This window comes from Halalkalibacter oceani (assembly GCF_023715705.1).
Taxonomy (GTDB): Bacteria; Bacillota; Bacilli; order Bacillales; family Bacillaceae_D; genus Halalkalibacter; species Halalkalibacter oceani_A.
The window spans coordinates 35,312-48,370 of the sequence record NZ_JAMBOS010000014.1 but is presented as its reverse complement, the minus strand read 5'-3'; the positions used below and the strand labels follow the sequence as shown (position 1 = coordinate 48,370).

Genomic DNA, 13,059 nt, shown 5'->3' with positions numbered 1-13,059 from the left:
CGAGAAAAAAGGCCGTACCAAAAGGTTGTTTTCTTACCTTTTGGCACGGCCCATCCACTTCCTTTGCTCTTATTCCAGTCCTGCTACTACCCGATACAAGAACGTCGCAAATTCTGCGCGTGTCACGGTATCCTTTGGACGATAGACCGTTTCATTTGTCAGCCCGTGCTGAGCAAGAATCACAATGTCATCCTTGTGAACACCCGCTGCCTGATCGCTATCGGAAAGATTTACCGTATCACCTGTATTCTCAAGATCAAAAGCTCGTACAAGAATCGAGGCCATTTGTTCCCGAGTTAATGGGTCGTTTGCTGCAAAGCGGCCATTTGACTTACCATTCATAATCCCGGCATTCTCCACAGCCCAGGCAACCCGAGCATAATAATCATCGACATTCAAATCCGTAAACGGCACTTCCGTTATCGTCGAAGGGCTTTCCAGCTGCAAGGCTGTTGTCAGCAGTCCGGCTCCCTGACCGCGGGATAATGCCTGACCTGGCTTGAATGTTCCATCAGCATGCCCACTGATAATTCCCTGCTGCCAAAGAGTTTCAACCGCTTCGTTAGCCCAGTGGCCCGCAGGCACATCAGGGAATCGTGCTTCTTCCGGAGCAGATTTTCCACTGGCTTCTGCCGCAAACAAGCTGTTTGACAGTAAACGGAAGCTGTGACCAGTATGGGCTCGATAAGTTAAGTCATTCGCAAATAATGTGAAAGGCTGCTCTTCATAAGTTGTTGTAAAAGCAAGCGTTTCTCCTTGTGCTTCTTCATGTCCAGGCCACCAGCCGGCAACAAAAAATTCTGCGTCATCTGCAACGCGGGCAAGAATCTCGCCTTCCTCCGGTACTGCTGTAATCCATGATCCGGTCGTCACATACAACTGCTCTTTGGCATCATAACCAGCTGTATAAAGATGCGACGTCACATCCGAATGAACAAGACCTTCGTGAGAAAGCGCGGTAGTCGCAAAATTAAATCCATCAAGCAGGTTCGCCTCCTTGACAGCATTCAAAGAACGTCCGCCAATTCCGACATAAGCTTTACCGCTAATGGTGTCAGGATTAATCGCTCCTGCGTCATCGACGATAACATTTGCTTCGTCCAGCTCAACGACCTGGAAGCCAAGCTCCTCGACAACAAATTTGCTTTGGGCTGAACCAATTACAGCAACCTTAGGCTGCTCCAGCTGCCGTGTTTCGACCGTTTCTTCCACCGGTTCTACCGCAAGCGTATAATCATTGACATAGCTTAGTAAATCGCTTGTTTGAACGAGGAAATCACCAGCGTATTCTCCGCTTGTTACCTGCTCAACTGTTTTGCCGTCTGCAAGCAATTGGTTAACCACTTTAATCGCATCATTATTCGAATTCCCAATGAAGTAATGAGAAACCGAAGATTGAATCACGGTACCCGGTTTTGTGACTGACTCAACAGCTTCTGTTGCATCCGCAAAGGCATTTTCTTCACGCACTTCAATGCTGTCAAAGCCGCGCAGTGCCGGGAAGTTTACGACAATTGCATCATACATTGCTTCCCAGTCGGAAATATCCTCACCTGGATAAAGCATCGCATTGGCAAAGCCGCGCTTCGCCTGTTTCATCGGCACGACATAAGTACCGGCCGGGTACGTAACGCCGTTCACGCTGACTTCCTCTGTTGTTTCTTCTACTTTAATTCCATTTCTCAGAAGGTATTCGACCATATTCGTTGCTTCTAATACATTCTTTTGCAGCTGCTCATCAACAGGAATGACATAATATTCAGGGAAGAAGTTCTCATGTTCCCCACGAATACGTCCAATCTCTTCTCCTGCCTGATTGACAAACCATGGATCGACGGCGCGGTTATCCTCGCCCTCTACTCCGCGTTTGAACAACGTCAGCTGATCTTTAAATAACTGATCTTTATTGTTTACAACATAATCAATCGCACCCAGTCCCACATGTACGGCGGCATATAATGAATCCTGGCTTAAATCCGGAACTTCCACCGTATGCCCGAGAGAACCATGAAGCATCGTGAAAATAGCCGTGTATGCCGGAGTCATATCATCCCAGCCGTTTTCATAGTCAAAAAGTGGAATGAGGTAGGACTCGATATCTGAATTGGCTACTCCGGCACGCCCCATCGCGTGTGCCTGTCCAACCATATTATCGACCAGTAAATCATATTCAAAGTTTGGATTGTGCGGCGGCGTAGCCGGCTCGATTAAAAATCCTTTCACATATCCGTGAATATCAATAAAGGAAAGCGGCGTCCATTTTGCAATTTCCTCATTTACAGCAATTGTTTCAACCTGAGTTTGATAGGCGTTATCCCGGTTCAAATCGAAACCATTGGCATTTGCTCTCGTATTTGCTACACGCCCGTCCGGGTTATGCGTAAAGTTGAACAAAATAATAACATGATCAAGCACGTCATCGACATTTAACGTAACGGTCTGCTCAGCCCCGTTTTCATCTGTCGTCTGAAACGTCACTTCATCCTCGAGCGCAAGTTTGTTAAATAACTCGATTTGCGCGTCGATCCCTTCCACTTCGTCCGGATGAATATTGTTAAACCAAATCGGAATTTGGTAATCACCCATTGTGCCATTCTCTAATTTTTCTAAAATCTCAGCTGGGTCTTCCAGCGCCGTCGGCAATGTTTCATCCAAATATTTCTCTACCGCCTGCTGATCTCTTGCCAGCACAACAAAATGAATATCGCGGCCTTCTGCGCTTTCACCAAGCTTCTTATATTCTAAATAGCGATCACGATCCGCTTCAGCGAAGACCCGGTCGATCTCCGGCTTGATTTCCTCATATGTCCGGAATTCATCATAAACGTTCAGCTTCATTTCGGCTGACGCAACCTGATCTGTTTCCGGATCATGTACCGCTAAATCGTATACCCCGATCAGTTCAGGATAAAGAACGCGGATGTTTCTTGGTGATAAATCCGTTGTTCCATAAGGAAGACCGAATTGGATTTCTGCTTCAATTGTCGTAGAATCTCCGACATAGGCAGGCTCCTCCACGATCGTTATGTAGGAATCACCCGAATACTCACCGGCATCACTGTTCCATTGCTGCCAGTCAGATAAGGCTTTTCCACCAAATGACCATTCCAGTCCATCCAGGTCAACACGTTCTCCGAAATCAACGCGAACCTGTATCGTTCTTTTTTCCGTTATTGCTAAGAGAGATTGGCTAACATCAAGTTCGACGGATCCCTCTACTTGCGCACTCTCTGTACTACCAGCAGCTTGTATCGCTTCAGCTGGAAGGATGACCGTCAAGGCAAGTATCATCGCCATCCACAGTGTGAGTAATTTTTTCATCTGTCATCTCCTCCTCTTCGTTTCTCTATCATTTTATGAAAATAAAATGATAGAGAAAACTATACCATAAAATTTCGCTAACAAAAATATTAATCATGCAAAATCCCGAATTTTCATTCATTTCTTCCTAGTAATTTCCTGAAATTGTACTGAATGAATGATACACAGAGTTATCAGTCTCGTATCATTCAAAAAGGAGAGTTATGTCGAAAAACAAAAAAAGATTAGAACCTTTGTCAAAAAATCATTAATTTTCAGTATTTATCTTGCAAAGCCCGAATTTTGTTATAAAATATAGAAAATGGTTATTGTAAATATTCTGAAAAATAAACAATAACCTCATTTACTGTTGAAGTTTATCGGTTTTTTGGTTATAACTAAACCATATTATTTCTACTAGGTTGTCGTGTGCTTCTATTCGATTTCACAACACTCCCTTAGTACTCAGCTTAAAGGAGAAATGAAAGATGCACCCTCTATTAACGCTCTGTATTTCAGCACTTGAGTGGTTTGCTCTATTAACATTTCCATTTGTCTTTATCGGCTACCGGTATCGACAATACGTAAAAAAAATCATCATTCTCTCTATCATAATGAGCATCATCTCATTATTGTTACATTATACTAATTTACACCTCACCATCGTCATTGCTTTGCAGATGATCCTTATCTTTCTAATAGCTAAACCTCTGTTTAAAATGTCGAGTCTGGAGACCTTACTATTAACCGGTATGGGCTATGGATTTTATACATTTGTTCACATCGTTGTAATAGAATTGGATTTATTACTTTTATCTAATTCTATCGTTTATTCTGAAGTTTTAATTTCTAATAAGATTTATGCTCTGCAATTTACTTCATTTTTTATTGTCATTGCCCTATCTTTACTAATATATTTTTTTAAATATCATTTAACCGAGCTTTTCGTCCATCTTAAATTAAACGAATTGAACAAAAAAGGAAAAATTATTATTTATTTAAACTCCTTTTTAACATATTTCTTTATTTGTTTAGCTTCATTTGTAATGGTCGCTAATGAACTAAGATTTAGATATGCTTTTATCCTACTTAGTATTATTGTGTTATTTATGATATTTGCAGTTTATTTAATTTTGCATAATCAATTTCAAAAGAAGAGACTCATTGAAGCCAAAAAATTTTACTTTGATCAAGAAGAACAAGTATCTGTCTATATTGAAAATATTCAAAAGGATTTACGAAGTTCGTATAAAGTGATGCAAAAATTATTTGAAAATAACTCTTATGAGTTAAGCAAAGAATATTTTAATAAACATATTCTTCCTAAAAGCAAAAAACATCAAAATCTTGAAATAGAGACTACTATTCGCAAAAAAGATGAACTGCTTTACGTCTTTTTAATCAATAAGCGTAAGCTAGCTAATTTATTAGGTGTTTCAATATCAACAACCATTGATTTAACAGATCATGTTCCCATTACACTACCTCACATTCAGTTTTTAAGTAATATAATCGATGACCTACTTTTCGCACTTTATGAAACAACTCACTATCAAGACAAACAAATTCACTTTAAACTCTCTTCTACAAAAAATCATGTTATTTACGAGATTGCTAGCAACATAGACTTTGATAAAAGCAATACCCATAGCAAAATTTATGATGCTATCATAGGATTTAAAAAGAACAAAGCTGTAATAGAGTCTACATTTAATCCGCTTGTGCTATCTATTAGTTGTGAAAAGCTTATGTAAAACTAAGGAGGAGCAAATGATTGAGCATTGGGCAACTCTCGCAGCATCTAAAATTAAAAACATGAACCCTGAAGAAACCGCCCCCCATGATGTTCTTGTATTCGGTTTTACAATTTTAATTAATTTATTTATTACCTTTTCGCTGATTTTACTTGCTGGCTATTTATTTGGAAGGCCATGGCTTGCCTTTCAAGTTGCTCTATCATTTATGGTAATTAGAATTTTAACTGGCGGTGCTCACTTAGATCGTTCGCTAGCTTGCTCGATCAATAGCCTTTGTCTTGTTGTTCTCTTTCTATGGCTACCTGTAACAAATACATTAATCCTGCTTTACACGGCAGCTGCGCTTCTGCTGATCATCCGTTTTGCACCTTATTATGAGCCTCACCAGATGAAGCATTCTGCGGAGTGGGAAGCTAAAAAGAAAAAAGCAGCGTTAGCATGTATTGCGTTATCACCTGTTCTTTTCTTTACGCTGCAAACCCCTGGCTTTGTAACCGGGGCCTTACTTCAGGCTTTACTGCTGACCCCTTTTGGGATTTCAGCGACTCATAAATTAAATACGTTTACTAATAAAGGAGGTGATTATCTTGAAAAAAGAACTAGCTAAGTACATCTCTAAAGCAACAACTGTTTGTTCTTCTGCATTTGTGCAAGCATCAAGTCCTTTTTCTCACGCTCCGAAGATTCCAGAAAGCTTGAAAAAGCAAAAGTAATGTAAGCCAAAAAAGCTGTCCAAAGTCGTAAAGACTCCGGACGGCTTTTTTGTTTTTTTATTGGGCGAAGCGGCCTCTTTGACGGAGCAGTTCTCGGTGCAGGAGCGGATCTTTTTCGAACGGTGCGCGGCCGTGTAACCAAAACAGATTGTTCAGCATCACCAAATCGCCAACTGGCAACGTTAATTCGATGACATTTGGGTCCTTTTCCATTGAATCGGACAAATCTTTTAAATACCGGGCCTGCTCAATTGTTTCAGAGTGAACAAATTGATCAATAAAGCAAATACATGGCTTATTTTGCCGCTGAAAGAATGTCGTTCTTTTAATCTCCTGACTGACATTTTTACTTGGCGGCGCTTTATAGGTGAATTCATGAGAGGCCAATGGATGGCTCGTAAAATGCTCAAGCTCTTTCCAGTCGTCAAGATGAAGCAGCCTTGATTCCCCGCCACGCGCGTGCTCCTCCTGCATCTTCATCATTAACAGCCAATCCGTCGGCTCATCGACAAAGGTCCCATCTGTATGCAAGGTAAATAAACGGTACGCCTGTCTTAAATAGGAGTCACTTTCATCTGTATCTTTGACAGAGAAGCGGGCATAGAATTTTTGTGACATCGCGTCGTGGTTTGGCAAGCCGGCAAGATGAGCCAGAGCCGTGGAAAAGATCACAAACTCATCTAAATCAGCACTTTCTCCTTGTACACCGATGGTGAACCCTCCTGTCTGTCGATCATGAAGAATGCGCCTGACCACGCCTTGGAGATCAGTACCGGCCTCCTGCAAAAGGTAACTGGCTACCATATGCCGTTCATACGGGGTGTACTCCAGTCTTTGCACCGACAAATCATTTCTCCTTGCTTCCTCCAAAAAACGTCCAACAACGCCCGGCTTCATCTCGATATGGAACATCCGCTTGCTTTGCGGGTGAACCCGTACCTCATATCCTTTGCCAGTAACCAACTTTTCTTGCTGCTTCATCATACTCATCTACTTCTTCCCCTTTCTCCTGTTAAAGTCGCCATTTAACGAATTCAACAAAAAAAGCCAGGCATTATGTAATCAGAACATAATACACTGGCTATCATTTACATCATTGCCCTACGGGTAATAGGGTCACTGTAAATCATTCAGTCATTATTTTGTTGGTTTTCGTTTCAAATAGCTGATTGAGACCATACTCACGATTTGCATATGGACTGTACGCAAAGGTAAGCATTAATCTTATTCATAATTTATCAATTTTCATAAAAATTGTCAATATTCTTATTTCAATATTTTTTTGTCGAGCTTTCCGACCGCCGTATAAGGAAGCTGATCGACGAATTCCACTTCCTTTGGCATTTGGTACTTAGCCACTTTGGACCGGAGCCAGAGCGTTAGCTTCTCTTGGTCGAGGCTTTTCTTCCTTTCCAGCTGTATAAAAGCTTTCAATCGTTGTCCGAACAGCGGGTCGTCTATCCCTATGACAGCAACGTCTTTCACGAGCGGATGCTGCATAAGAACCTGCTCCAGTTCAATTGGATATACATTCATTCCGCCCGAAATGATCAAATCATCTGTACGTCCACACAAAAAATAAAACCCCTTTGCGTCCCGATAGCCAATGTCACCTGTTTCGATCCACTGCTTGTTTCCTTTCTTCTGTGACCAGCTCTGCTTCACACAAAACTGCCCCGTCTCGCCTTCGTTGACGGGCATGCCGGCAGAATTGACGACTTTGAAGCGCCCGCCTACCGGCTTGCCGATTGTTTGCGGATCATACCGTAAATCATCTGGCGTGGCGACTGTAATTAGGCCAGCCTCCGATGTTCCGTACAGATTGTACAAAACAGGGCCTAACTTTTGCAAAACTTCTTTTGCCAGTTCTGCGTGGAGCCTTGCCCCTCCTGAAACGATACAGCTCAGGGATTGCAAAGATGCCCCGTCTTCCGCCAGCATCTTTTGCAGCATTAACGGCACGACCGTTATCACCTCGACTTGCTGCTGCCGAACCAGCTCGCAGGCCGACCTCGTTTGGAACTTCTCTCGCATGAATATCGTCTTTCCAAGTACGATTCCCATAAACAATACAGCGACTCCATATCCATGATAAAGCGGAGTAGCAATGTATGTCCGCTCATACTGATGGAGCTTAACCTTCATCAGGAGCGTTAAAAAAGGCTGTACATAATTGAACAGGGAAGGCTGATGTCCGGCTTCCTTCGGTGTTCCTGTTGTTCCCCCCGTTAACAGCACCACTTTCCCCATCCTCGACTTTGCTCGCCTTCGTCTCTTTTCCGGTTTCGTTTTCAAAAGCTGCTCGATTGAAGGGAGATGAGAATGCTCGTAGCCTAGCACGACCTTATCGCTGGAAGAGATGATGCTCCAGCTCCGATCAGCGATGAACAGATCGAAGCCTTTCCGCTCCACCAGCTCGTTTAGCTGATTTGCCTGCATCTCTGGATTGAGTAAATAGACATCGGCTCCCGCTGAGGTAAGTGAAAAGACCGCCCTTACAAGGGAAGCATGGCTTTGGCATATGACACCTACCCGCTGATTGGGACCAAGCCGATAATGTTCCTGCCAAATAACGGTAAGCTGCTCGACTTCTTTCGCCAATTGCCTGTAGCTGATTTCCTCCCTGTCGTCGCAAACAGCGGTCTTGTCTCCATTTATTTCAGCATTTACCCGCAGGAGCGCAAGTATATTAACTCCGTCCCTGCGCAGTGCGAGCAGCAATCTTCTTAACCCGGACGGGGAAAACAGCCTCATCATGACTAGAGCCCGAAGGAACGTCCAAAACCTCAACTCGTCCCCCTCCTTTTCGCGAACCGTGCATGAAAAAACGACTCGAGCAGCGGCCGGAAGAGCACAGCAAGCGGTGCGCCGGCAGCCATCCACCATGGTCTGTATCGCTTTTGTTTTGTGTAGACCGCACGGGCAATTAATTTGGCGACATGTTCCGCTGACATCGCCGGCAGCTTTTTATACTGGGGAGTCGGGAGGATCATTGGCGTTCGGACCAACGGTAAATAAAAGGAAGTCGTATGGATCCCCATTGCGTTCAGCTCAGGCTCCGCAGAGCGGAACCATGTGTCAAAGGCAATCTTCGACGCTTGATAAGCCGCCCAGTTAGGGACCGGAATAAATAAAACGTTGATTGTCGAAATATGAATAATATGACCTTGATTTTTTTCCAGCAATGGAATAACTGACAACAGCAATTGAACAGGAGCAAAATAATTTATCGCCATCGTCCGAGTAAAGTCATGATAGCGTTCCAATGAAGCCTTTATCGGACGCCTGATCGACTTCCCTGCATTGCTAACTACGATATCCAGCCCGTTTGGAAGCTGGTGCAGATAGTGAAGCAAGCCGTTCATTTCCTCCTCATTGCGGAGATCGGCGGCATACACACTTATCTTCGTTGCCCGCTGCTTCAAGGCGTCTTGCATCGAGATCAGCTTTTCCTTTCTTCTCGCAACTAAAATCAAATGAGCGCACATATCCGCCAACAGATAGGCTGTTTGCTCTCCAATACCTGAGCTCGCCCCGGTAATAAGAACGGTTTTGCCTGATAGTTCTCGTCTGAGCTTTTTTTCATTTAAGTAAGGATTAGGGAATAATAGCCTTCCAATAACGTTAATAGTCATCTACCTTCCTTACGGTTCGATTTTTTCCAGTATACGTCTAAACATTCTGAAACGGCAATATCGAATTCATTTGTGGTATAATTGGTTCGCTTATTTTTCATCTTTTTCAAAAAAACAATCATAAAAAAGAGCGTTCCGCCTCGTTTGTATAAGAAGGGTGTGTATCTTTTGCTTCATAATCCGACTGGAAAAGAACGAATCACGTTAGTCCTCCTGCTCAGCATGCTCGGGATACTTGGTCCGCTAAATATCGATATGTATTTGCCAGCCTTTCCGGAAATCTCTGCTGACTTAGGAGCAAGTGCCTCCCTTGTACAGCTTAGCTTAACAGCCTGCCTGATCGGACTGGCGCTCGGGCAAGTCATCGTCGGGCCGATCAGCGACAGCCAGGGCCGGAGAAAGCCGCTCATTCTTTCAATTTTTTTGTTTGCCGTCTCTTCTTTTCTTTGTGCCGTCGCTCCAAACATTCTCACTTTAGTAATCGCCCGCTTTTTGCAGGGGCTGACTGCTTCGGCGGGAATTGTTCTTTCCCGCGCTGTTGTCCGCGACGTTTTCACCGGAAGAGAGCTGACAAAATTCTTTGCTTTACTCATGGTGATTAATGCCGTCGCTCCCCTGGCCGCGCCCATAGCCGGCGGTATTATTCTCCTGTTTCCCTTTGCAAGTTGGCATACGATTTTCATCTTTTTGGGCTTGTTAGGACTTTTTATTACGATTACCATCTCATTAAAACTGCCTGAAACCTTAGCGGTTGAAAAACGAACCCCGAGCTCTTTAGGCCATTCCCTCCAAACGCTTGGCAGCCTGTTAAAAGACCGCTCTTTCATTGGCTATGCCTTAACCGTCGGCTTCGTTCACGGAGGCAGCTTCGCATACGTCTCTGGTACCCCGTTTGTCTATCAGGGAATCTACGGGGTTTCGCCGCAGGTCTTTAGTATTTTATTTGGGATTAATGGCTTGGCTTTAATTATGGGAAGCTTCATTATTGGCCGTTTTGGCGGCATTATTGAGGAAAGGCGTCTACTTCGGGCGGCCGTGCTGATTGCCCTCGTCTCCACCACTGTTCTCATCATCATGACGATCGTCCGGGGTCCACTTGCCATGATCGTCATACCGATATTTGTTTATATGACGTCGATGGGGATGGTGCTGACAAGTTCATTCACGCTGGCAATGGAGCACCAGGGGCATCGTGCCGGCAGCGCGAGCGCCCTGCTTGGGATGCTGCCCTTGGTTGTCGGGGCGATCGTCTCTCCATTGGTCGGGATAAACGAGACAACAGCCGTGCCGATGGGGGCGATTCTTTTTTCAACCTCACTAATCGGAGCTGCCTCCTTTTTTCTGCTAACAAAACATGCGAAAGCGGATGTCCCGCAAGCTTAGCTTGGGGATATCCGCTTTTCTGGAATAGGGAGAGGCTTTACTTTGCCAACACCCTCGCTACTTTCAGTCCAAGCTGCAAATAAAACTTATCCTCTGTCCGGAACACATCATATGCGGTCAATTCCTTGATCTTTTTCAGCCGGTATTTAATTGTATTCACATGAATATAGAGCGATTCAGCCGAATCCTTCAAGTTGCAATCATGTTCAAGTTTCCTTTAGCTTTTCATCTATTTTTCATAGATTTTCCCTTTCTCCCTGTCCACCATTACAGCTCTCCCCACCTGTTACATGTCCAAATCGATAGAATGGCTTACAAACCGAATAGCCGGCAAGACGAAAAGTTGTTTTATTGAAACTATCAAACATTTTAGCTACCAACCATAGTTTAGGGACATTTTCTCCCATGGAAAACGACAAAGAAGTAGCTAATTATCATGCATTCAATTGTTCATACAGACAAATAAACTCCAATTAAATTTGTTCTTTTCGCTATATACTTTCTTTCCAAAAAGAAAAAGACAATTCCCTATAACTAATTGTCTCTTTCTACAAATCCTATCATTCAGCCGCTTTCCGTCGTATTTAGTCGAGTATGCACCTGCATAATCGGCTATTCTACAAATTTAATGTCTAATATATTAATTTCCTCTTGATTAGCGTCGAACTTCCATGTAAAATAGCGCTTAAGAAAACAGAAAACTGTTTACAGTCTACACTTACCTTAGTGAATTTTTGGAATATTCCCTCCTTTATCTTGCCTTCTTAATCGTTTGCGGCTATAATAACGTTACTGTTTCTTTTCAAATATTAAGTTATTATTACATTTCCAATCAGGAGTGCAGATTTTGGAGGGTTTTATTTATAAGCTGATAATCTATTATTTTTAATTTCCTGAAGGGAGGCGACCAAGGCTTTTTATAACAAACTATTGTTAGCGCTTTCTTTTGTTAGTCCCTTTAATGTAAGCGCTGACATTAGTGAATTAATTTAATAACCTAGAAAAAATGGGAGGTATTACTTTTATGAAGAAATTAATGATGCTTATGATGCTGCTTGTTTTATCTTTTGTACTAGTAGCTTGCGGCGGCAGCGAAGAAGGTTCCGCACCGGCTGACGGCGGCGAAGGCGAGGCTCCTGCAGCCGAAGGTGAAGCAGCCGTCGATGGTGAATTTATTATGAAAATTGCTCATTCAGCCCCGGCCCAGGACGATAAAACAGAAAACTCTTTACAAGAATTCAAGAAGCGTGTGGAAGAGGCAACTGATGGACGTATCGTTGTCGAAACATATCCGGCGAGCCAGCTCGGCGGTGAACGTGAAATTCTTGAAGGTACGCAATTAGGTTCCATTGAAGCTCATTCCATCTCGACTGGACCATACCCTGGCGTATTCCCGGAAATTATGGTTCTCTCGATCCCTTACTTGTTTGTTAATAAAGATGTCGCTTATGAAGTGCTTGACGGTCCATTTGGTGAGAAGATGAAGGAATTACTGCTTGAAAAGACCGGTCTCCGTCTGCTTGCATGGGGAGAAAACGGCGTTCGTCATTTCACAAACAACACGAACCCGATCCAGACACCTGAGGATATGAGAGGGATTTCATTCCGGACGATGGAAAATCCGGCTCACATGGCCATGGTTGAAGCTTTAGGGGGAAGTGCTACTCCAATCGCGTATGGTGAGCTTTATTCCGCTCTTCAACAGGGCGTAGTTGACGGGCAAGAAAACCCTGTAACGAACATTGCCAGCATGCGTTTTTACGAAGTACAAAAATACGCTACACTTGATGGACATGTCTATGATCCACACTTGTTTGCCGTGAACAATGCATGGTTTGAGTCACTTCCTGAAGATCTGCAAACGATTCTTCAAGAGGAAGCGGCAGCATGGTCAGATTACAATCGTCAAATGAGCACCGAACAGGATGATGGTGCGATTGAGACAATGATCGAAGCCGGAATGGAAATCATTGAGCTTACACCTGAGGAACTCGTTCCGTTCCAGGAAGCTACGCAATCCGTTCATGACTTAATTAAATCTGAAGCTGGTGAAGATATTTACAATGAAATCATGGCAGCAGTCGAAGAAGCTGAAGCAGCCGTCTTAAACTAAGCTGATTCTCGAACAAGATAAACAAGGAAGCCGATGTCCCTTCACGTCCAAGATGGACGTGAAGGGCGGCTTTCATTTCCTCGTTATTCTATTCTTATTACAATGGTATCATTATTTGTCTAATATTTTAGATTTTTCTTGCTTTTTTGTTTTCGATA

General features: G+C 43.3%; 9 protein-coding genes and 1 pseudogene. 5 read left to right on the top strand and 5 right to left on the bottom strand.

The genetic code is table 11. The features are described from left to right. Nucleotides 1-69: 69 nt before the first annotated feature. Nucleotides 70-3,321: a M14 family metallopeptidase gene (locus M3212_RS13580; RefSeq protein WP_251194516.1), complete on the bottom strand. Its 3,252-nt coding sequence runs from the start codon at nucleotides 3,319-3,321 to the stop codon at nucleotides 70-72. 467 nt (nucleotides 3,322-3,788) lie between these two features. Between M3212_RS13580 and M3212_RS13575 the strand changes: the two genes are divergently transcribed. From M3212_RS13575 to M3212_RS13565, 3 genes are read left to right on the top strand one after another with little or no spacing between them, the layout of a single operon-like run. After that, nucleotides 3,789-5,054 carry a hypothetical protein gene (locus M3212_RS13575; protein WP_251194515.1) on the top strand — a complete coding sequence of 422 codons (1,266 nt, stop codon included), beginning with the start codon at nucleotides 3,789-3,791 and terminating at the stop codon, nucleotides 5,052-5,054. A gap of 16 nt (nucleotides 5,055-5,070) precedes the next feature. Further along, nucleotides 5,071-5,664, top strand: coding sequence for an accessory gene regulator B family protein (locus tag M3212_RS13570; RefSeq protein WP_251194514.1), 594 nt, complete (start codon nucleotides 5,071-5,073; stop codon nucleotides 5,662-5,664). Further along, nucleotides 5,645-5,770, top strand: a complete 126-nt coding sequence (locus M3212_RS13565; RefSeq protein ID WP_251194513.1) for an AgrD family cyclic lactone autoinducer peptide — start codon at nucleotides 5,645-5,647, stop codon at nucleotides 5,768-5,770. Before M3212_RS13570 ends, M3212_RS13565 begins: the two co-directional genes overlap by 20 nt. A 57-nt stretch (nucleotides 5,771-5,827) precedes the next feature. On the opposite strand, the gene glaH is transcribed toward M3212_RS13565, so the two are convergent. The 3 genes from glaH to M3212_RS13550 all read right to left on the bottom strand — a co-directional run bounded on the left by glaH (nucleotide 5,828) and on the right by M3212_RS13550 (nucleotide 9,405). Then, a complete protein-coding gene (gene glaH / locus M3212_RS13560) occupies nucleotides 5,828-6,760 on the bottom strand; it encodes a glutarate dioxygenase GlaH (protein ID WP_251194512.1) in 933 nt (310 codons plus the stop codon). A 276-nt stretch (nucleotides 6,761-7,036) separates the two neighbouring features. Further along, on the bottom strand, nucleotides 7,037-8,560 hold the full coding sequence (locus M3212_RS13555; protein ID WP_251194511.1) for an AMP-binding protein: 1,524 nt from the start codon (nucleotides 8,558-8,560) through the stop codon (nucleotides 7,037-7,039). Beyond that, a complete protein-coding gene (locus M3212_RS13550; RefSeq protein ID WP_251194510.1) occupies nucleotides 8,557-9,405 on the bottom strand; it encodes an SDR family NAD(P)-dependent oxidoreductase in 849 nt (282 codons plus the stop codon). Before M3212_RS13550 ends, M3212_RS13555 begins: the two co-directional genes overlap by 4 nt. A gap of 168 nt (nucleotides 9,406-9,573) precedes the next feature. Between M3212_RS13550 and M3212_RS13545 the strand changes: the two genes are divergently transcribed. Beyond that, complete coding sequence (locus M3212_RS13545) at nucleotides 9,574-10,788, top strand: Bcr/CflA family efflux MFS transporter (protein WP_251194509.1); 1,215 nt, start codon at nucleotides 9,574-9,576, stop codon at nucleotides 10,786-10,788. Between the two features lie 37 nt (nucleotides 10,789-10,825). Here the strand turns inward: M3212_RS13545 and M3212_RS13540 are convergent. Further along, a pseudogene (locus tag M3212_RS13540) lies at nucleotides 10,826-10,987 on the bottom strand (helix-turn-helix domain-containing protein); the annotation flags it as partial. Nucleotides 10,988-11,812: 825 nt separating this feature from the next. On the opposite strand from M3212_RS13540, the gene dctP reads away from it, so the two are divergent. Then, nucleotides 11,813-12,901 carry a TRAP transporter substrate-binding protein DctP gene (gene dctP, locus M3212_RS13535; protein ID WP_251194507.1) on the top strand — a complete coding sequence of 363 codons (1,089 nt, stop codon included), beginning with the start codon at nucleotides 11,813-11,815 and terminating at the stop codon, nucleotides 12,899-12,901. Nucleotides 12,902-13,059: the final 158 nt, after the last annotated feature.

Bases quoted from the DNA above. Each gene is read 5' to 3' on its own strand.
- glaH (WP_251194512.1), bottom strand. From the start codon at position 6,760: ATGAGTATGATGAAGCAGCAAGAAAAGTTGGTTACTGGCAAAGGATAT.
- M3212_RS13550 (WP_251194510.1), bottom strand. From the start codon at position 9,405: ATGACTATTAACGTTATTGGAAGGCTATTATTCCCTAATCCTTACTTA.
- M3212_RS13570 (WP_251194514.1), top strand. From the start codon at position 5,071: ATGATTGAGCATTGGGCAACTCTCGCAGCATCTAAAATTAAAAACATG.
- M3212_RS13575 (WP_251194515.1), top strand. From the start codon at position 3,789: ATGCACCCTCTATTAACGCTCTGTATTTCAGCACTTGAGTGGTTTGCT.
- M3212_RS13580 (WP_251194516.1), bottom strand. From the start codon at position 3,321: ATGAAAAAATTACTCACACTGTGGATGGCGATGATACTTGCCTTGACG.
- dctP (WP_251194507.1), top strand. From the start codon at position 11,813: ATGAAGAAATTAATGATGCTTATGATGCTGCTTGTTTTATCTTTTGTA.